The sequence below is a fragment of the Photobacterium andalusiense genome (assembly GCF_900185625.1).
In the GTDB taxonomy this organism is placed as follows: Bacteria; Pseudomonadota; Gammaproteobacteria; order Enterobacterales; family Vibrionaceae; genus Photobacterium; species Photobacterium aquimaris.
Map to the genome: position 1 here is coordinate 26,445 of NZ_FYAJ01000007.1, position 22,473 is coordinate 48,917.

Genomic DNA, 22,473 nt, shown 5'->3' on the forward strand with positions numbered 1-22,473 from the left:
ATGAGCGATGTTAATTTGCCGCTGACTTTTTCTGATGTGGCTGCGAATAAAGTAAAAACGCTTATCGCTGAAGAAGAGAACCCAGAATTAAAACTACGAGTATATATTACTGGTGGTGGTTGTAGTGGGTTTCAATATGGCTTTACCTTTGACGAGAAAGTCAATGATGGTGATATGACCATTGAAAATAGTGGTGTAACGTTAGTGGTTGATCCCATGAGTTTGCAGTATTTAATCGGCGGTGTTGTTGATTATACTGAAGGCTTAGAAGGCTCACGCTTCTTTGTTAATAACCCAAATGCAACAACAACTTGTGGTTGTGGAGCATCATTTAGCGTTTAACGCGATGATTTATCACTACCATTAAAAAAGCCGTCAAATTGACGGCTTTTTTTGGTTGTCACATTAGGAAAAATTAATGCTGAGGTAATAAAATCGCATTTTGAGCAAGCAAGGTACTGTAATTTGCTACTTGTCCAAGTTGTTGTTGCGCTTGGCGTTTAAATACTGTTTGCGTTGATCCTGATAACGAATGAGCTTGGGGTAAATCGACCGTGCGTGGGTTTTGATGTTTGCCATTAACTAAGAATTCATAATGTAAATGCGGACCCGTTACGCGGCCTGTACCACCGAGAGTACCGATGGTTTGTCCTTGCTTTACTCGTTGACCGTTTTTTACCATGCGTTTGGTCATATGAAGATATTTAGTGACATAGTTACTATTATGACGAATGAATACGTAGTTACCGTTAAATTTGTTATAACCCGATTGCATCACCACTCCATCACCTGCCGCCCAAATTGGGGTACCAACAGGAGCAACATAATCAGTACCACGGTGAGCTTTGACTTGTCTAGTCACTGGGTGCAGACGGCGTGGGTTAAAATTTGAACTCACATAGCGAAAGTTAATTGGTGATCGTAAAAATGCTTTACGCATCGCTTGGCCATCTTTGTCGTAATATTTGCCGTCTTGATGACGTATAGCTGTAAATGTTTGCCCCATATTAGTGAATGTCGCAGCCAGTATATGACCATGATCAATCGCTGCACCGTTGAGGTAATGTTGCTCAAACAGCACTTCAAATTTATCGCCAGCTCGAATATCAAGCGCAAAATCAATATCCCAGCCAAACAGTGCCGCTATTTCCATGATTTGATTCGCGGTTAAGCCTGCTTTATCAGCAGCATTCCAAAAACTAGAATCAATCGTTGCTTGAGCATAGTTGGTTTGGGTTTCGATTTGTTGCTTATCAATTGAGGCCGTAAAATGATTCCCATCAGACGTGCGTTTTACCACTAAGGTTTCAATGTTGTTTAATGGTTGGTGTAATTCAATAAGTTTGCCAGCATCATCAAAACCAAAATTGAGATTATCCCCTGGACGTAACGAGACCAGTTTTTTAGTTTTATGGCTGGTTGAAACCACTTGATGTAATAACACACTGTCTAAGCCGACATTATCAAATGCGACAGCTAAGCTTTCACCATTTTTGATGGTGTGGGTTTTCCAAGCTAATGCTGAGTAGGGTGCTAGCTTTGTTGTGACTGCCGCTGCGGATGTTGGGGGTAAAACCAACGGATAATGTTGGCCTAATTGATATGTAGGCTCGATTGTTGTCGGCGGCTCTGCATAAATATCAGGTGCCATAATCAAGGCAATAACCGCACTAGCGATTACTCCGATCAGTATTTTATTTATTCTTGGCATACGGGGTAAGAAGCTTCCATTCATAACAGTATTAAAAAAAAATAAATAATATTAAGTGTAACGGGTTTTAATATAAGCGGCTATTGAAGCCCAAATATTCAAGATTGTTTTTTATAAATTTGTCGAAGCAAGCAAAAAAGGTCATTTTTACAACAGAATTTATGTAATGTTATCGTCTTAAAATCACAATTCTTATCTACTGAGAGCCAGCTTTTTTTAATAAGTTCATTTTGGTAAGCTTAATTTTTAGCTTTGATCGTTAGGGTCTCTGCTAAATTCAGTCTATCATCACAAATTAATGTTCATTTTTCTGACATAGACTGGCCATGGAATCGATTCAACATATTATTACTGAACTCACGCCATTGCTGCAGCAATATGGCTATTATATTTTAGCACTCGCAATTGCAGTTGAAGGCATGGGGATTCCCGCGCCAGGACAGTCATTATTAGTGGTTGCGAGCTTATTAGCAGCATCGGGTAAAATGTCATTACCAGCGGTGCTTATGGTCGGCTGGAGCGCAAGCTTTATTGGCAATAGCATTGGCTACTTTATTGGACGTCAATTTGGGCATGTGCTTACCCGTAAACAATGGATCAAACCTAAAACATTAACCAAGCTGCATGGCTTTATTGATCGTTATGGCATGTTAGGGTTGATCATTAGTCGTTTTGTTGAAGGGATTAAACAATTTATGTGTATTGGCTGCGGTATTGCAGCCATGCCTGCAAAATTGTTTTTTACCGGTAACTTTTTAGCCGTGACAATATGGCTACTTGTTTTTGGTGTTGCTCCAGCTTATTTACGCGATGAAGTTGCGCCTATGCTAGCGTTTTACCATAAGTATCAGACGCAATGCTGGGTGGTGGTCGCGGTGATCGTTGTTGCAATTATATGGCTGGTTTACCGTCGTTTTCAGCGCCGTCGAGTGGTGATTGAAAAATAGCACTTGAATTGACTGTAATAAAAAAACCGCCATGCTTGCACGTGAAAAGTGCAAGCATGGCGGTTTTTTATTATCAACTAGTTAGGCTATTGATTTAATTACGCAGTGCAAAAGTTGGTAGTGAAAGGTTCCAACGAATAGCGGCTAAACGAATCGATAAGGTGGTGATAATCCCCATAATTGCTGCCATTGAAGGTAATACACCGAGTGTTAAGCTGAGCGTGTGGATAATACCACCAATAATGCATGCTGTTGCATACACTTCGGTACGAAAGATCATCGGTACTTCGCGACCTAATACATCACGAATAACGCCGCCACCACAACCTGTAATCACGCCCATAATCACGGCGACTAATGGTGATGCACCATAACGTAATGATTTTTCGACCCCTATAGCAACGAACACTGCAAGTCCAATCGCATCAGCAACGGGCAGAAAATACCATGGCATTCGTCGTGGACGTTGAGTGGCAAGCATAGTGATAATACAGGTAATAAAAATCACCCATAAATAGTTAGTATCGTGAATCCAAAATACCGGTGTTGCCCCTAATGCCATATCTCGAATAGTACCACCACCAATGGCAGTCACACTTGCAAGTACGACGACGCCAAACGGATCCATACGTAACCGCCCAGCCATGAGCACACCCGATGCGGCAAAAATTGCGGTGCCAAACATATCGAGAAAATAAATGAGCATCTCTGTACCTACAAGAATAAATGAAGTTGAGTAAAGCGGCTGAGATTGTACGAATAAATTCGCAACGCACAACAGCAATTAAATGCTTTGTGAAGTTATTCACAGGGTTTATCGCAATAGTGTGATTAGTGATCGTCTCGTACTTGATTGAGTAACGCGCAGACTTGTTTTATCGCCAGTAATGTTCGTGGTGTGGGTCGGTTTAACCAATTAGCGTTTAACTGATAAATATGATGTTGCTTAATCGCTGCTAATTGCTGTTGCCATGGCGCCCATAATTGCAGCGTCGTTGTTATTGGTTGCGGACTAAAGATCACTTGAGGTTGACCAACGATGACCTGCTCTTGATTAACCTGAGGGTAGGCGACACGACTATTAGCAAAAATGTTTTCGCCACCACAAAAACTAAAGATTTGACTTGGCCAGCCATTATCGGTGACCGTCATTAATGGGGTTGAGCCTAATTGATAAAAATAACGCACTTTAGATTTATTATGATTGGCTATTTTTAGTTGCTGTAATTGTTGGTTAAATGCCGCCGCCGCTTGAAGTGCGATTTGTGGCGAAGCTGCATATTGGCTTAGTTGTACTAATGTTTTCGGTATATCTGCCAATGTTTTTGGGTTTGAGTAAATGATCTTCATTCCCAATTGTTGTAAACGAGCAAGTTCACGGCTGGGGTTGCCACCTTGCCAGGCTAAAATCAAATCGGGCTTTAAGGCTAAGATCCGCTCCATTTTAAGGCCACGATAATTGGCAACCCGCTCCAGTTTTTTTGCCGCTGGTGGGTAATCACTATAAGCACTTGCTGCAATAAGTTTATCACCTAAACCAGCCGCATAAGCCATTTCAGTAGTATGGGGAGATAAACTGATAATACGTTGCGTTTGTTGCGCGAGAGTGGCTGCGGTACTTGAAAAACTGGCACAGATCACCAGTATAAATAAAGCCAATAACCGCACTATAAAACTCCACCGAAAAAATATAATAATAAGCTTTCAACGATAATCCACGCATACAGTCGTTGTGTGATAAGTTGCTGGATTTGTGAAAGATGTAACGCAGCAGGAGCGATTCTCCCCCCCAGACGTGGCCGTTGCATTTTTATATTATTATAAATTGCAGGGCCTCCTAGTGATAACGTCAGTTTGTGTCCAATGGCAACTAAAAGCCAACCAGGACCGGGTAAATGCCAATGCTCACCTTGCTGACGTAAGCCTTGTATTACAGCGCGGCTATTATGACCGACACTGATCAATAACGCCAACAGCCGTAATGGAACGATATCAATGATTGCTACAATGCGAATCGCGGGGTATCCAAACACGGCATATTGAGTTCGTGTTGGTGACCATGCGCGAGCAAGACTGATGGCTAATCGATATAAAATAGCCCCAATGCCGCCACCAATAGCATACCAAAATAACACCCCAACCACATGTCGACCGTAGCTTAAAATAATGGTTTCAGCGCCCGCTTTACCTAAACCAAGCAGTGAAAGTACATCTGTATTACGATTAATATGGGGTGCGAGCAATTGGCGGCAGTGATCTTTATCGTGACGATTATAGGCATGATTAAATTGACGGCTAAGATCAGCGGTATGATGCCAATCAAGCGCAAGCCATAATAGTGTCAATTGAAAAAGGGTTGAATACCAAACTAATTGGTTGATGGCAATTAACAAGACCAAGGCAGTGACCCACATTAGTGCCCATGCTAAATAACCGACTAAGAGTCGTTGTGAATAACTTTCACGAGGATGGTTGACGCGAGTGGCAATCAGTAATGCTAAGCGCTGCCAAATACGTAAAGGGTGGAGCTGGTGTGGAATCGGTAATAACCAATGTAATAATAATGCTCCCCACAAAGCTAGCAGGGAGCTATTGGTTGTCAATGAGGCGATAAATGCCGAAGTTGTCATCAGTAGTTATCATCTCATTGATATTATTAGTTTAACAATTCAACCATTTTAGCAACCATTACAGAAGAGCTTTGTGCTGCAAGTGGTAGGAACTCATCAAAGCTCATTGGTGATTCTTTATCGGCAACATCAGAAATTGCGCGCACAACCACAAATGGCACTTTAAATTGGTGACAAGCTTGAGCAATCGCCGCTGCTTCCATTTCAACTGCAACCACGGTTGGAAAATGAGTACGGATAAAGTTTTGTTTTTCTGCTGAACATACAAATGCATCGCCAGTACAAATCAAGCCACGTACCGCATGTGGTGGTTGTGGTAATGCCGCAAGTGCTTGCTCGGCTACTGACATTAATTTTTCATCAGAAAGGAATGCTGCTGGTTGCTGCGCCATTTGACCAATTTCGTAACCAAACGCTGTTACGTCAGCATCGTGGTAACGTACTTCGGTAGAAATAACCACATCACCAACGTTTAGACTTGACTCAAAACCGCCCGCAGAGCCGGTGTTAATCACAACATCAGGTTGAAAGGTTTCAAGTAAAATCGCAGTACCTACAGCTGCAGATACTTTACCAATCCCTGATTGTAGTAAAGCAACGTCTGCACCGTTTAGTTTACCGGTATAGATCGTACAACCTGCTTTGTTATGTGTTTCGCAGTCAGTCAGTTGATCTTTAAGGATGGCAACTTCTTGTTCCATCGCGCCAATAATGCCGATTTTCATGAATGGTATCTCTTGTTGATGAGGGCACGAATAGTGCTGATATGATCAAGATTGTAGCATGAGCGATAATCATTATTCCAAAACTCTCGTGTCAACGGCTTTAATCGTTGTAAATACACAGCAGATGCAAACTGCAACTGCTGTGTTGATTGTGGCTGGTAATGACTAAAGTGTTTTATAGGTCTAAATAATCAAGGATACCATCAGCGGCTTTGCGGCCTTCATCAATGGCTGTAACGACGAGATCAGAACCGCGTACCGCATCACCGCCAGCAAAGATTTTAGGGTTGGTGGTTTGAAATGCAAACTCAGTGTCTGTGGCTTTAATACGCCCCCATTGATCGAGTTCAACATCATAAGGTGCCAGCCAAGGCATTGCATGAGGCTGAAAACCAAACGCCATGATCACCGCATCTGCTGCGAGTCGATGTTCACTACCTGCAACAGGTTCTGGACGACGACGCCCCGCAGCATCTGCTGCGCCTAATGCGGTCTTCACTACATCAACGCCAATTACATTACCGTTATCATCAACCGCAATTGCTAATGGTTGTAGATTAAAAGCAAAGTTAACCCCTTCTTCACGGGCATTTTTCACTTCGCGTTTTGAACCTGGCATATTGGCTTCATCGCGGCGGTAAGCACAAGTAACAGTTGTTGCCCCTTGACGAATTGAGGTACGGACACAGTCCATGGCGGTATCACCACCACCAAGTACAACCACATGTTTATTCTTCATATCGATAAACGGTTGCTGCTGCTCCAACTCCATCACTCGGTAAGTGTTAGAAATTAAAAATGGCAGCGCATCATAGACACCGGTGGCATTTTCATTTTCCAGCCCTGCGCGCATGTTTTTGTAGGTGCCGACCCCTAAGAAAACCGCATCATAATCAGCCAGTAGCGTTTCAATACTGATATCTTTACCTACTTCAGTATTGAGGTGGAACTCAACCCCCATTTCAGTAAAGACACGGCGGCGATTGACCATAATGTCTTTTTCTAATTTAAATGACGGAATACCAAATGTGAGTAGACCACCAATTTCAGGGTAGCGGTCAAACACTACCGGTTTTACACCATTACGAACCAGAACATCAGCACAAGAAAGTCCAGCAGGGCCAGCGCCAATGATGGCGACTTTTTTATCGGTTAATTCGACATTGGACATGTCAGGCTTCCAGCCCATTTCAAATGCTTTATCGGTAATGTATTTTTCAACATTACCAATAGTGACAGCACCAAAATCGTCATTAAGAGTACAGGCTCCTTCACATAAACGATCTTGTGGACATACACGACCACACACTTCTGGCAGGGTGTTGGTTTGGTGTGATAACTCAACCGCTTCAATAATACGGCCTTCATTGGCAAGTTTTAGCCATTGTGGAATGTAGTTATGTACTGGACATTTCCATTCACAATAAGGGTTACCACAATCGAGGCAACGATCAGCCTGTGCGGCTGCTTGTTGCTCGGTAAACGGCTCATAAATTTCGACAAACTCGATTTTACGAATTTGGATCGCTTTTTTAGGTGGGTCGATACGCTCGACATCAATAAATTGGTAAACATTCTGGCTCATTGGTTATCCCTTCCTTTATTGTGCCTGAAGACGCAGTTCAGATTCTGAACGACTTTGATGACCTAGCAGAGTGTTGATATCTGCTGATTTTGGTTTGGCAAGATAGAACTTTGGAATCCATTGCTCAAAGTGGGTCAGAATATCATTTGCATGTGCTGACGCTGTTTCTTGCCAGTGGCGGTCAATCAAACCACGTAAGTGTTCCTGATGGATCTTTAATTTATCGAGAGAGATAGCTTCAATTAATTCTGGATTTACACGACCAGCAAAATCACCATCTTGATCAAGAATATAAGCAAAACCACCTGTCATGCCGGCACCAAAGTTAACGCCTGTTTTACCTAAAATAGCCACGATACCGCCAGTCATATACTCACAAGCGTTGTCGCCTGCACCTTCTACGACAGCAATTGTGCCTGAGTTACGTACTGCAAAACGCTCACCCGCTTTACCTGCTGCAAACAGTTTGCCGCCTGTCGCACCGTACAAACAGGTGTTGCCGATGATTGTTGCATCACTAGATTTAAATGCAGAACCTTGTGGTGGGCGAATTGAAATAACACCACCAGTCATACCTTTACCCACGTAGTCGTTAGCATCACCGGTGAGATTAAGATTAAGTCCGCCAGCATTCCAAACCCCAAATGATTGTCCTGCAGTACCGATAAAGTGTAGTGTGATCGGTGCTGATGCCATGCCTTGGTTACCGTAACGGTTAGCTATTTCACCCGATAAACGGGCACCAATTGAACGGTCAGTATTGCAAATAGGGAAGTGATAATCACCACCACTGCGGTTTTCAACAGCACTTAACGTCTGCTTTAACAATTGTTGGCTTAATTGCGCGTCATCAAAGGGAGTGTTGGCTTCACTGCAATACAAGGTTTTACCTGCTTGCGGTGTTGGTGCCACCAGTAATGGGCTTAAATCTAACTTTGACTGTTTGGCGGTAAAGCCATCAAGTTGTTGTAATAGATCTGTGCGACCAATTAAATCGGTTAACTGCTTAACCCCAAGTTGAGCTAATAATTGTCGTACTTCTTCACCGACACCAATAAAGTAGTTCATTACCTGTTCTGGTAATCCTTTAAAGAAATCACGACGCAGCTTTTCATCTTGAGTCGCAACCCCAGTGGCACAGTTGTTGAGGTGACAAATACGCAGATACTTACACCCAAGGGCGACCATAGGTGCGGTACCAAAACCAAAGCTTTCAGCACCTAAAATGGTTGCCTTAACTACATCAAGTCCCGTTTTTAAGCCGCCATCAACTTGCAGACGGATCTTATGACGTAGACCATTGGTAACCAATGCTTGTTGAGTCTCGGCTAATCCAAGTTCCCACGGACTACCGGCATATTTGACTGACGTAAGTGGGCTTGCACCCGTACCGCCGTCATAACCTGAAATGGTGATTAAATCGGCATAAGCTTTGGCAACACCGGTCGCGATAGTACCAACCCCAGGTTCAGACACCAGTTTGACTGACACTAATGCTTTGGGATTGACTTGTTTGAGATCGAAGATCAGTTGCGCCAGATCTTCAATCGAGTAAATATCGTGATGTGGTGGCGGTGAAATTAATGTCACGCCAGGTACTGCAAAGCGTAACTTGGCAATTTCAGTAGTGACTTTATGACCTGGAAGCTGACCACCTTCACCGGGTTTTGCACCTTGAGCGACTTTAATTTGAATCACATCGGCATTGACCAAGTAATGCGGCGTAACCCCAAAGCGGCCAGAAGCAACTTGCTTAATGCGAGAATTACGCTCATTACCAAAACGACGTGGATCTTCGCCACCTTCACCAGAGTTAGAGCAACCGCCTAAACGGTTCATCGCAATTGCTAATGCTTCGTGGGCTTCTGGGCTCAGGGCACCAATTGACATTGCAGCTGAGTCAAAACGTTTATACAACTCAGTCGCCGCTTCAACCTCCTCAAGTGCAATTGGGCTGTCGGTACCTACCAAGGATAATAAATCACGAATAGCTGCTACTGGGCGATGGTTTACTTGATCCGCAAAGGCGAGATAATCTTGATAATTGCCAGATTTAACTGCTTTTTGTAAGGTTGAAACCACATCGGGGTTATAAGCATGGAACTCACCGCCATGAACATATTTTAGTAAACCACCGTGATCAATTGGCTTGCGTTTTAACCATGCCTTACGAGCAAGGTTATGTAAGTCTTGTTGAATATCACTAAAGTCGGCGCCTGCAATGCGACTTGCGACACCTTTAAAACACAATTCAATAATGTCATCGCCCAAGCCAACTGCTTCAAATAACATTGAACAACGATAAGAAGAGATAGTTGATATGCCCATTTTTGACATGATCTTAAATAGGCCTTTATCGATACCATTACGATAATTGGTCATTACGTCGCGGTATGACTTATCAATTACCTTAGTATCAATCATTTTTGCTAGTGATTCGTAAGCAAGGTAAGGGTAAATCGCGGTTGCACCAAAGCCAAATAACACTGCAAATTGATGTGGATCGCGTGCTGTGGCTGTCTCTACCACAATATTGGTATCACAACGCAAATTGTTATCAACCAAGCGACGCTGTACTGCACCGACAGCCATTGCTGCTGGAATCGGTAACGTGTCTGGACGAATTGCGCGATCGGATAACACAATCAGTACCGCGCCTTGCTCAACTAGCTGTTGAGCTTTATCACACAGACTCACAATCGCTTGTTCAAGATCGGTATGTTGAGGATCAAAATTAATATCAAGTTGATTGCTGGCGTAGTATTGCTGATCGAGATCGAGTAATTGTTTAAAGTCGGAATGGAGTAATACTGGTGACTTAAATGCTACTCGTTGAGCATGACTATCGGTTTCACAGAACACATTAATTTCACGACCAATACAGCTGGCAAGTGACATTACATGCTTTTCACGTAAAGGATCGATAGGTGGATTGGTAACTTGCGCAAACATTTGACGGAAGTAATCCGTGATTGGTCGCTGTTGTGATGACAATATAGCCATTGGTGCGTCATCACCCATAGAACCAGTAGCTTCTTGGCCATTTTCACCCACCACTCGTAGCACTTGATCGAGTTCTTCGCGGCTGACGTTAAATTGTTTGTGATAGGTATTTAACTGATTATCATCCAAGCTACGTTGACCAATGTGGTCATCACCTAACTCTTCAAACGGGGTTAAATGTTGAACATGGGTATCCATCCATTGCTTATAGGGATGGCGACTCATGAGTTCGTTATCGATATCTTGTGAGTGCCAGATTTTAGCAAATTTAGTGTCAATAACTAACAGTTCACCGGGGCCAACCCGGCCTTTTTCTGCGACTTCATCGGGGGTGTAATCCCAAATGCCGACTTCAGAGGCGATAGTGATCAGTTTATCTTTGGTGATCACATAACGTGCTGGGCGTAAGCCATTACGATCAAGGTTACATGCTGCATAACGACCGTCAGACATCACAATGCCTGCAGGGCCATCCCAAGGTTCCATGTGCTTGGAGTTAAAATCATAAAAAGCACGTAATGCTGGATCCATATCGGGGTGATTTTGCCATGCGGGTGGCACTAACATCCGCATCGCGCGGAACAAATCCATGCCGCCAGCTAAAAATAGCTCCAGCATATTATCAAGGCTGGATGAATCGGAACCGGTCTCATTAACAAACGGCGCGGCTGTTTTTAAATCTGGCAACAGTGGCGAGCTAAATTTATACGCTCGTGCTCGCGCCCATTGGCGGTTGCCGGTAATGGTATTAATTTCACCATTGTGAGCTAAATAACGAAAAGGTTGTGCTAATGGCCACCGTGGCTGAGTATTAGTTGAAAAACGTTGGTGAAATAAACAAATCGATGACTCTAAACGAATATCCCCTAAATCTTGATAAAATTTAGGTAGATCAGCAGGCATAAATAACCCTTTGTAGACCGTAACTTGAGTTGAAAGGCTACAAATATAGAAATCTTTATCAGCAGTAATACGTTTTTCAATGCGACGTCGAGCAATATAAAGTCGACGTTCAATATCACGCGGCTTCCAGCCTGCGGGAGCATTAATAAATACTTGCTCAATAGTTGGTAGAGATTGTTGCGCGATAGGACCAAGCACACTGGGGTTAATCGGTACTTCGCGCCAACCTGCAATCGATAAGGTTTCAGTGATTAACTCTTGATTGATAATTTCGCGCGCTTGTTGTGCTAGCACCGGATCTTGGCTAAGAAAGATCATTCCTACCGCAAATTCGCGTGATAAATTCCACTGTTTTTCTGCGGCGATAATACGATAAAAATTATCGGGTTTTTTGATTAATAAGCCACAACCATCGCCAGTTTTACCATCGGCGGCAATACCTCCTCGGTGGGTCATACGATCGAGGGCTGATATCGCGGTTCGAACAAGTTTATGGCTAGTTTCACCTTCGATATGGGCGATAAGACCGAAACCACAGTTATCTTTCTCTAGTGATGGGTTATACAGTGACATTGCAATTCTCCGTTGCGCCTGTTTGTTACAAACAGTTTTACTGTAAAATAGCAATCAAGTGAGATCATCCATTTTACTTCCTACAATATTTCAAACTAACGATAATTTACAAAAAGGTCAAATATTGCTAACAAATGATATTTATCACTGCTAAGGGATATTTATTAACTTTAACTATCTGAAATAAATTAATATTCATTACAGTTGTAAGTTTTTTGTTGGTAAAAGTTAAGCGGTAATGACTGGTTGTTGAGGTTAAAAAAGCACTAAGTTTGGTTGCTGGTGGTCGTTAATATGAGATAGCGTGGTGGGGGGAATAATCTTCTGTACTGTAAGTAATAAAAAAGCCAGCATTGATAAGCTGGCTATTTATTTTAGTAGAATCTGGTAACAATAAAATTTACGAAAGCATTAGAGAATCTGCTTTTGCTTCGAGATTTGAGTTGCCCATTAGGTAACTATCAATGGCACGCGCTGATTCACGACCTTCGTTAATACAACGAACTACCAGTGATTGTCCGGTACGCATATCACCTGCGGCAAATACGCCTGCTTGACTAGTGGCAAAGTCGTCTGTGGCAACATTGCCGCGATCGTCAAGTTTTATATTTAATTGCGCTAACACTCCGCTTGGTTCTGGATGCAGAAAGCCCATCGCTAAAAATGCCATATCACAAGCGATCACTCGCTCAGTCCCTGCCACTTCTTCAAAACTAGGTCTTTCACCAGGTTTGGCGTCTTGCCAAGCAATATCTGCAATCCGTAGACCTTTGACATTGCCGTTACCATCATCAATAAACTCTTTAGTGAGAATATTCCAATAACGATCACAGCCTTCTTCATGCGAAGTCGATGTTTTCATGATCATTGGGTATGACGGCCACGGTTGATTGGCTGGGCGCTTTTCAGGTGGTAATGGCATGATCTCAACTTGGGTAATACTTGCTGCACCATGACGGTTTGAAGTACCAACACAGTCAGAGCCGGTATCACCACCACCAATGACGACTACGTGTTTATCTTGTGCATGAACTTCTGCGGTTTTGAGATCCATATCATTGGCACGACGGTTATTTTGCGCTAAAAACTCCATCGCAAAATGAACCCCATTAAGCTCACGCCCCGGAATCGGTAAATTACGTGGTACGGTAGAGCCACCGGTTAGCAAAATTACATCAAATTCTTGGCGTAATTGTTGAGCATTAATATCGACCCCGATATGGGCATTAACTTCAAATTTGACCCCAGCTTGCGCCATTAGATCGATTTTACGATCAATGATATCCATGCCGAGCTTAAAGTCGGGAATACCAAACCGCAGTAAGCCACCGACTTTTTCATCACGTTCAAACACTGTCACAGTGTGGCCTGCGCTGTTTAGTTGTTCCGCAGCAGATAAGCCCGCAGGTCCAGAACCAATAATGGCAACAGTTTTACCGGTACGTGAACGAGGGATCTTCGGTTTGGCATAACCTTCACGATAAGCGGTTTCAACAATGGTTTTTTCGATATTACAGATAGTAATTGGATCTTGATTGATACCAAGTACACAGCCACTTTCACAAGGGGCTGGACACACACGACCGGTAAATTCTGGAAAGTTATTGGTTGAACTTAAAATGTTCCACGCTTCTTCCCAGCTATCACGGTAAACCGCATCATTAAATTCAGGAATGATGTTACCGATCGGACACGCGTTATGACAAAACGGTACACCACAATCCATACAACGCGCAGATTGCTGTTGAATTTTGTCACCAAATTCGTCGTTAAGGACAAATTCTTTGTTATCCTGAATACGAACACTTGGATCTAACTTACTTGGCAGTTCGCGGCCAAATTCTAAAAATCCCGTAGGCTTACCCATTGATGGCCTCCAACGTTTCCTTGTTTTGAGCGGCAGCTTGACGCTGTTGTAATACGGCTTTGTAATCCCTTGGCATTACTTTTCTCATCTGGCTGAGGTTAGCCTCAAAGTTAGACAAAAATAGCTCTGCAACCGTACTACCTGTTAATTCAATATGTTTGGTTAACATATCAAGTAGCAGTGCTTTATCTTCAGTTTCGATCGGATCGAGGTCGACTAATTCAGCATTAAGTTTGGTTTCAAAGTCACCAAATTGATCCCACACGTAGGCAACACCACCACTCATACCAGCAGCAAAGTTACGTCCAGTTTGACCGAGAATGATTGCGATACCGCCGGTCATGTATTCACAGCCATGGTCGCCGATACCTTCGACAACCACTTTAGCGCCAGAGTTACGAACACAGAAACGCTCACCCGCAAGGCCGCGAATATAAGACTCACCTGAAGTTGCACCGTAGAAACACACATTACCAACCACAATATTATCTTCAGCAATAATGTCTGAGTGGCTATCAGGGTAGAGCACTAATGTTCCGCCTGAAAGTCCTTTACCCCAGTAGTCATTAGCATCGCCTTCAACGGTAAATTGCACCCCTTTAGCTAAGAATGCGCCAAAGCTTTGACCTGCTGAGCCGTTAAACTTAACCGTCATCGGCAGTGGTAAGCCATGGTCTTTATACACTTTAGATATTTCATTGGATAACATGGTACCGACACTACGATCAGTGTTGATGATCGGTAGTTGTGCTGTAATTGCTTCACCTTTGGTGAGTGCTGGTTGCGCCAGTTGGATCAGGGTGCGATCAAGCACTTGTTCTAGACCGTGATCTTGCTGACGCTGGTTATAAATGCCATCTTCAGCACGTGGTGGTTGAATGTGCAGTACCGGGCTAAGATCAAGATTTTTGTATTTCCAGTGACCGATATCATCACGCAGTTTTAGTTTCTGCGCTTGGCCAACCATTTCATCAATGGTACGGAAACCAAGCTCAGCCATCACTTCACGTAAACCTTGTGCCATGTATTGGAAGAAAGTTACTACGTCTTCTACGCGACCATCAAAACGCTCACGTAGAGTCTTGTTTTGAGTTGCGATACCAACAGGACAGGTATTTTTATGACACTTACGCATCATGATACAGCCTTCAACAACCAATGCTGCTGTTGCAACGCCCCATTCTTCGGCTCCTAGTAAAGTCGCAATAGCAAGGTCTCGAGGAGTTTTCATTTGACCATCAGACTGCACCACAATACGGTTACGTAAGCCATTTTTTAGTAGCGTCTGGTGGGTTTCGGCTAAGCCAAGTTCCCACGGTAAACCAGTATGACGAATCGATGACATCGGCGATGCGCCAGTACCGCCATCAAAGCCTGCAATTAGCACCACATCGGCTTTGGCTTTAGCAACACCAGAGGCAATAGTACCCACGCCAGCTTCTGAAACTAATTTGACGTTAACCCGGCCAGCACGGTTAGCATTTTTTAAATCATAAATCAGCTGAGCTAAATCTTCGATGGAGTAAATGTCGTGATGAGGTGGTGGTGAAATTAAACCAACGCCAGGGGTTGAGTGACGGGTCGCACCGATCCAATCATCAACTTTATCACCGGGTAGCTGACCACCTTCACCCGGTTTTGCACCTTGGGCCATTTTAATTTGTAGTTCGGCCGCATTGGTAAGGTAGTAAGAGGTAACCCCAAAACGACCAGATGCAACTTGTTTGATTGCCGAGCGTTCCCAATCGCCATTGTCTTTTTTATCAAAACGAATCGGATCTTCACCGCCTTCGCCAGAGTTAGATTTAGCGCCAATTCGGTTCATGGCAACGGCGAGGGTTGAGTGAGCTTCATAAGAAATTGAACCAAAGCTCATAGCACCAGTTGCGAAACGCTTTAGAATATTTTCAATCGGCTCTACTTCATCAAGTGCAATTGCCCCGGCTGGGTTGCTGACAAAATCTAATTGACTACGCAGTGTGGCAGCGTTGTCACCTTGATCATCAACCGCTTTAGCGTATTGCTTAAACTGCGCGTAATCTTTTTCACGAGTTGATTGTTGTAGTAATGAAATGGTTTCAGGGTTAAACAGGTGTTTTTCACCACGTTGTTTCCACTGATAAACCCCACCGACATCGAGGATTTGCACTGGAATTTCACGCGTTGGGTAACCGACACGGTGACGGACTAACACTTCTTGAGCGATGTCATCAATGGTGAGACCTTGAATTCGAGTCACAGTACCGGTGAAGTATTTATCAACGACGGCTTTGCTAATACCGAGCGCTTCAAAAATTTGCGCGCCATGGTAAGACTGCAGTGTTGAAATACCCATCTTAGAGAAGATTTTCAGTAGCCCACCGTTAACCCCTTTGCGGTAGTTATCAAATAAGGTATCGGTTGGTAGCTCTGGATCAAGCTTACGTTTATGTTGCAGATCAACCAGTGTTTCAGTGACCAAGTAAGGGTTGATGGCGTTAGCACCATAACCAATAAGGGTGGCAAAGTGATGAGTTTCACGAGCGTCACCTGTTTCAACTACGATGTCACATTTGGCTCGTAGACCTTTACGGATAAGATGGTGATGAACAGCACCGACCGCGAGCATTGCAGGAATAGCGGCGTGATTAGAGTTAACCGCGCGATCAGTCAAAATAATGATCGAGTAACCATCAATAACCGCATCTTCAGAATACTGACAAATACGCTTGAGTGCTCGATCAAGTTTGCCTTGTTCGCCACTGGCTCGAAATACAATATCCAATGTTTTTGATTGCAGATGTTCATTATCAATCGCACGAATTTTTTCTAATTCAGCATTGGAAAGAACAGGTGATTCAAGCTCAACTTTATGACAGTGCTCTGGCGTTTCTGTGAGCAGGTTTTGATCTTTACCTAAGTAGGTATTGAGTGACATCACCATTCGTTCACGAATTGGATCGATAGGTGGGTTGGTTACCTGCGCAAATAACTGCTTAAAGTAATTTGATAAATGTTGTGATTGGTGTGACAACACTGCTAATGGCCAATCGGCACCCATTGCACTAAGAGGCTCATAACCAGTATTGGCTAATGGCACAATAATATCGTTGACTTCTTCTGAGCTGACACCAAAGGCTTGTTGATGGTGTAATAAACGCTCTGGCGTCGGCTGATGGTACATGTTATCAGCGTCAGGCAGTGTCTTAAGCGTTAGTAGGTTGTCTTTGATCCATTGCTCATAAGGCTGTGAGGTCGCAATGCTATCTTTGACTTCTTCATCTGAAATAATACGCCCTTGCTCAAGGTCGGCGACAAAAATACGTCCCGGTTGTAAACGACCACGGAACTGAATATTTTCAGGTTCAATTTTTACCACCCCTGATTCTGATGCCATGATCAGAAAATCATCTTTAGTTACCGTATAGCGTGATGGGCGGAGACCATTACGGTCAAGGGTAGCACCGACTTGCACACCATCAGTAAAACAGACAGATGCTGGGCCATCCCACGGCTCCATAATATTGGCATGATATTGGTAGAAAGCACGACGCTTAGGATCCATGCTGGTATTTTCTTGCCATGCTTCAGGGATCAGCATCATTAATGCGTGCGGTAAGCTACGCCCTGAAAGTACCAATAACTCTAGTGCCATATCGAAATTAGAAGAATCTGAACTGCCTTCCTGACAAATAGGCAGTAGCATATCGAGCTCTTGTTGGCTGAATAAATCAGATTCAAGAATAGCTTCGCGAGCTTTCATCCAATTAAGGTTGCCACGGACGGTATTAATTTCACCATTATGGGCGATATAACGGAAAGGTTGCGCTAAGCGCCAGCGTGGAAAGGTATTGGTCGAAAAACGTGAATGAACTAATGCTAACGCTGTTACCATTGCTGGGTTTTGTAAATCAAGGAAGTACTGTGGTACTTGTGCTGTGGTTAACTGACCTTTATAGACTAAGGTTTTATATGATAATGAATTAATGTAGAAATCATCACCAATATTTGACACGCTTTCTAAACAAACACGCACAGTATAATTACGTAATACATACAGTTTACGTTCTAATACAGCAGGATCTAAGTTGGCACCACCGGTAATGAAAACATGCTCAAACTGAGGTTCGGTGCTAAGAGGATCTTCGCCAATCATTGAATTATCAACCGGAAGTACACGGTAGCCAATAACTTCTAGATCGAGGCGTTTAGCATTACGTTCGAGAATATCGCGACATTGTTGACGTTTATGTTCATCTTTTGGAAATAATACTACTCCAACACCGTATTGGGTAAACGTAGGCAATTTAATACCAAGTTTAACGGTTTCTTCTAATAAAAATTCGTGGGGTTTTTGCAGTAAAATTCCGGCACCATCGCCGCTGCTAGGATCACAGCCTTGACCACCTCGGTGCTCCATACGTGCCAGCATATCGAGAGCCTGAGTGACAATTTGGTGAGATTTACGGTTTTTAAGGTGGGCAACAAAGCCGATACCACAGGCATCGTGCTCTAATTCAGGCACATAAAGTCCCTGAGCATTAAGCTCTTGAGCTGTCATAGATACTTCCTTCCAGTTACATCAAGCCATATTCCTAAGGCTTGGTTATCCCTAATTTATTGTCACTATCAATTAGCATTGAGATGGACTCCTGTCCTGCATCATTGATGGTGTGTTTATGATGATGACATTGCATCATTCACAAACTTAATTCTGTTGTATTACGATTAATAGTTACAAAACACGTTATTAATGATGTAAAAGCCGTAGATATTGCGGCAAAACAACGTAATTACAGGGCTTTTTTTGTTTATAAATTGCACACAAGTGTAACCATCCTACAATTTTGATACATTAATTACCAATAAAAATTAACACTTTTGGTGCATAAATGAAGCATATTTAACGACTAAGATTATGGTTAATTATGTGTTTTTGTTTTAGCACAACCTTCATAATGATGATTAATGCTATGTTGCGGCTCCTTTGTCACATTGGTCTGCGCTGACGTAGATTATTCATTGTTTTAAACGCTAGGTAATACCATGCAATTGCATCAACTCGTCAATACTTTTGGGCAAGATTTACAACACCGTTATGGTGAAAAAGTCCATAAACTTACCTTACACGGTGGCTTTAGTTGTCCTAATCGAGATGGCACTATTGGCCGTGGTGGCTGTACATTTTGTAATGTTGCTTCATTTGCTGACGAAAAGAATCAGTTCGTGCCGATTCAACAACAATTAGCTGCTCGTGCTGGAGAAGTGCATCGCGCTAAGCGTTATTTTGCCTACTTTCAGGCTTACACCAGTACTTATGCTGAAGTTCAAACGCTAAAAAAAATGTACGAGCAAGCACTAACAACCGCAGATATTGTTGGTCTTTGTGTTGGTACTCGCCCTGATTGTGTACCAGATGCAGTATTAGATTTACTGGCTGGGTATGTTGAGCAAGGCTATGAGATTTGGTTAGAATTAGGCTTACAAACGGCTAATGATAAAACCCTCAAGCGTATTAATCGTGGTCATGATTTTGCGTGTTATGCTGAGATCACCCAACGCGCTCGAGCATTAGGCATTAAGATTTGTACCCACTTAATAGTAGGACTGCCAGGCGATACTAAGGCTGATAATCTGCAAACATTAAATAAAGTGGTTGCAGTCGGCGTTGATGGAATTAAATTGCATCCGTTGCATATTGTTGAAGGCAGCAAAATGGGACAGGCATTTAAAGCCGGAAGATTAGAGGCTATTAGTCTGGAAAATTATGCGGATATCGCTAGTGAAATGATTCAATTAACACCGCCTGAGGTGGTTTATCATCGCGTTGCTGCAAGTGCTCGCCGACCAACGTTATTAGCACCGATGTGGTGTGAAAATCGCTGGTTAGCAATGACTGAAATTGGACGAATTTTAGATAAGCAAGGTGCACAAGGCAGTGCCTTAGGTGACCCATTTATTTATCAATTACCGATATTAAATAGTCATGCTTAAATGAAGCCTACGTGAAGTAGGCTTTTTTGTGCGCCGCAATAAAACTTTACAGCTTTGGTTTAGGCACAAGCCGTGAGAGAGATTATGATAAGCAGTAGTGTTCGCCATAGTGGCGAGGTGGTTTTTTTTATTGGTATTCATTGATGAAACAAGTCAAAATTTTAGCCCAGTTTTATGTCGACCTTTTAGTCAAATTAGGTATTTTTCGTTTTAGTTTATTATTAGCAGCTGCGTTAGTTGCGCTAGCTATGGTGGTACAAATTGGTGTCACCTTTTTGCTACAAGGCAGTATGCGCGATGTTGAAATTATTCGCTCAGTAACCTTCGGTTTATTTATTACTCCTTGGGCAGTTTATTTTCTGTCGGTAGTAGTTGATCAATTAGAAGATTCGCGCCAACGCTTAGCTAAGCTAGTAACTAAATTAGAACAAATGCGCGCCCGCGACATGGAACTCAATCAACAGTTACAAGCCAATATTGCTCGCTTAAACTCTGAGATTGAAGAACGCGAAAAAGCGGAAGAAGCGCTTGAAGAAGCAATACAAGATTTAGAAAATGAAGTTTATCACCGTGAAAACGCGCAAGTTGCTGTTGCTGAAAAAAGTGCGTTATTGAAGTCGTTCTTAGATGCGTCGCCTGATTTAATTTATTATCGTAATGAAAAGAATCAATTTTCAGGCTGTAACCGCGCGATGGCAGAGTTGGTGGGTAAAAGTGAACAACAGTTGGTTGGACTAACACCATGGGATGTTTATCCAGCGGAAGTTGCCAAACGTATTATTCAAACTGACCAAGAATTATTTGATATTAATACTGCGATGACTGATGAGCAGTGGCTTGATTATCCCAATGGTAAAAAAGCATTATTTGAACTTCGTAAAGTGCCTCTTTATGACCGCAATGGCAAACGTTTAGGATTGATGGGCTTTGGGCGTGATATTACTGAGCGCAAAAAATATGAAGACGCGCTAGAAAAAGCCAGCAGTGATAAAACGGCATTTATTTCAACCATTAGTCATGAATTACGTACACCACTTAATGGTATTGTTGGCTTAAGCCGAATGCTATTAGAAACAGAACTGACTGATGAGCAGCGTGGTTATTTACGTACTGTCCACGTTAGTGCGATCACTTTAGGTAATATTTTCAACGATATTATTGATTTAGATAAATCAGATCGTCGTCGGTTAGAGCTATTGCCTCAGCCATTAGATTTCCATGAGTTTATTGAAGATATTGGCAATATTTCACAATTAATGGCTGAGCAAAAAGGGCTACGATTTGATTTGGAATATTTAACGGCACTACCAAAAAATATTGAGGTCGATAGTACTCGTCTACGCCAAGTGTTGTGGAATTTAATTGGTAATGCGACCAAGTTCACTAAACAGGGTGGAGTGATATTATCGGTTAGTAGTGAAATTCATCAGCATGATGCTGAAATCATTTTTGAAGTCGAAGACAGTGGTATTGGTATTCCTAAGGCTGAAATTGATAATATTTTTGCGATGTATTATCAGGTTCAACAAGGGGGTGATAATTTACATGCGGTTGGTACGGGGATTGGTTTAGCTGTTTCACAACAATTAATTCAGTTAATGGGCGGTAATATAACGGTACATTCTGAAATAGGTACCGGTAGTACTTTTACCGTTAAGATTCGCGTGCCTTTGGTTGAAGCTGTTGTTGAAGAGCACATTGTTACTGAAGTGCGTCCTGAAATGACAGGACTCAGTATTTTTATGGTAGAAGATATTGAACTTAATATCGTCGTCGCTAAATCACTACTTGAGCGATTAGGCCATGAAGTGACGGTGGCTATGCGTGGTGATGAGGCGCTAGCCATGTTTAGGCCTGAAGATTATGATTTAGTGTTATTGGATATTCAATTGCCTGATATGACAGGGTTTGATATTGCTCAACAACTACGTCAAAAATATCAAGATCTTCCTGCTTTAGTGGCATTAACTGCTAATGTGGTTAATGACAAAACAGAATACTTCGATAAAGGCATGGATGAAGTATTAAATAAACCATTGACGGTAAAAGCGATTACCAGTGTGATTGATAATTTGGTTTTAAGTTGCAGCCATGAGCTTGATGATGATGGTTTAATTGATAATGAAACCGATCAGGCTGATACCACCAGTGTTAGCATGATTGATACATTATTAGATTTGGAAATGCTAACCTCGTACGTTGAAATTGTTGGAACGGAACCTGTTTATACCAGTATTGAGATGTTTGAAAAAATGATGCCTGATTACCTCGCTATTTTAGATTCAAATATGACGGCTAAGGATCAAGATGGGATTAAGTTTGAAGCACATAAAATAAAAGGGGCAGCAGGCTCTATTGGCCTTAAACATATTCAGCAAGTCGCCCAAAAAGCACAATCACCAGAATTACCAGCATGGTGGGAAAATATTAATGATTGGGTTGATGAAATAAAATACAGCTATCAAGATGATATTAACGTGCTAAAAATGTGGTTAAAGCAACAGTAATTAATAATAAAAAAGGCGACCTGATGGTCGCCTTTTATTTCACTGTTTG

13 protein-coding genes are annotated in these 22,473 nt (G+C 42.5%); 4 read left to right on the top strand and 9 right to left on the bottom strand.

Annotated elements, in window-relative coordinates; translation table 11 throughout:
- On the top strand, positions 1–342 hold the full coding sequence (gene erpA, locus PAND9192_RS15125) for an iron-sulfur cluster insertion protein ErpA (RefSeq protein WP_060997610.1): 342 nt from the start codon (positions 1–3) through the stop codon (positions 340–342).
- Between the two features lie 73 nt (positions 343–415).
- Here the strand turns inward: erpA and PAND9192_RS15130 are convergent, their stop codons facing one another.
- Positions 416–1,711, bottom strand: a complete 1,296-nt coding sequence (locus tag PAND9192_RS15130; protein ID WP_234999163.1) for a peptidoglycan DD-metalloendopeptidase family protein — start codon at positions 1,709–1,711, stop codon at positions 416–418.
- Positions 1,712–2,037: 326 nt separating this feature from the next.
- On the opposite strand from PAND9192_RS15130, the gene PAND9192_RS15135 reads away from it, so the two are divergent.
- Positions 2,038–2,658 carry a DedA family protein gene (locus tag PAND9192_RS15135; protein WP_087854453.1) on the top strand — a complete coding sequence of 207 codons (621 nt, stop codon included), beginning with the start codon at positions 2,038–2,040 and terminating at the stop codon, positions 2,656–2,658.
- Positions 2,659–2,752: 94 nt separating this feature from the next.
- Here the strand turns inward: PAND9192_RS15135 and PAND9192_RS15140 are convergent, their stop codons facing one another.
- The 8 genes from PAND9192_RS15140 to gltB (PAND9192_RS15175) form a co-directional block, all read right to left on the bottom strand.
- Positions 2,753–3,364, bottom strand: coding sequence for a TRIC cation channel family protein (locus PAND9192_RS15140; protein WP_087854454.1), 612 nt, complete (start codon positions 3,362–3,364; stop codon positions 2,753–2,755).
- 125 nt (positions 3,365–3,489) lie between these two features.
- Positions 3,490–4,326, bottom strand: a complete 837-nt coding sequence (gene btuF, locus PAND9192_RS15145) for a vitamin B12 ABC transporter substrate-binding protein BtuF (protein WP_234999165.1) — start codon at positions 4,324–4,326, stop codon at positions 3,490–3,492.
- Complete coding sequence (locus PAND9192_RS15150) at positions 4,326–5,288, bottom strand: cobalamin biosynthesis family protein (protein WP_087854456.1); 963 nt, start codon at positions 5,286–5,288, stop codon at positions 4,326–4,328. The genes btuF and PAND9192_RS15150 overlap by 1 nt, the downstream gene beginning before the upstream one ends.
- A 26-nt stretch (positions 5,289–5,314) precedes the next feature.
- Positions 5,315–6,013: a 5'-methylthioadenosine/S-adenosylhomocysteine nucleosidase gene (gene mtnN / locus PAND9192_RS15155; protein WP_087854457.1), complete on the bottom strand. Its 699-nt coding sequence runs from the start codon at positions 6,011–6,013 to the stop codon at positions 5,315–5,317.
- A 175-nt stretch (positions 6,014–6,188) separates the two neighbouring features.
- A complete protein-coding gene (locus PAND9192_RS15160) occupies positions 6,189–7,598 on the bottom strand; it encodes a glutamate synthase small subunit GltD family protein (protein ID WP_087854458.1) in 1,410 nt (469 codons plus the stop codon).
- Between the two features lie 15 nt (positions 7,599–7,613).
- Entirely contained in the window at positions 7,614–12,077 is a 4,464-nt protein-coding gene (gene gltB, locus PAND9192_RS15165; RefSeq protein ID WP_087854459.1) for a glutamate synthase large subunit, read from the bottom strand.
- Positions 12,078–12,477: 400 nt separating this feature from the next.
- The gene (locus tag PAND9192_RS15170; protein ID WP_087854460.1) at positions 12,478–13,944 is read right to left on the bottom strand and encodes a glutamate synthase subunit beta; all 1,467 of its coding nucleotides are present in this window, start codon (positions 13,942–13,944) and stop codon (positions 12,478–12,480) included.
- On the bottom strand, positions 13,937–18,484 hold the full coding sequence (gene gltB, locus PAND9192_RS15175; RefSeq protein ID WP_087854461.1) for a glutamate synthase large subunit: 4,548 nt from the start codon (positions 18,482–18,484) through the stop codon (positions 13,937–13,939). Before gltB (PAND9192_RS15175) ends, PAND9192_RS15170 begins: the two co-directional genes overlap by 8 nt.
- A gap of 485 nt (positions 18,485–18,969) precedes the next feature.
- On the opposite strand from gltB (PAND9192_RS15175), the gene mnmL reads away from it, so the two are divergent.
- Positions 18,970–19,917 carry a tRNA modification radical SAM protein MnmL/YtqA gene (gene mnmL / locus PAND9192_RS15180; RefSeq protein WP_087854462.1) on the top strand — a complete coding sequence of 316 codons (948 nt, stop codon included), beginning with the start codon at positions 18,970–18,972 and terminating at the stop codon, positions 19,915–19,917.
- A 143-nt stretch (positions 19,918–20,060) separates the two neighbouring features.
- Positions 20,061–22,424, top strand: a complete 2,364-nt coding sequence (gene arcB / locus PAND9192_RS15185; RefSeq protein WP_087854464.1) for an aerobic respiration two-component sensor histidine kinase ArcB — start codon at positions 20,061–20,063, stop codon at positions 22,422–22,424.
- The last annotated feature ends 49 nt before the right edge of the window (positions 22,425–22,473 follow it).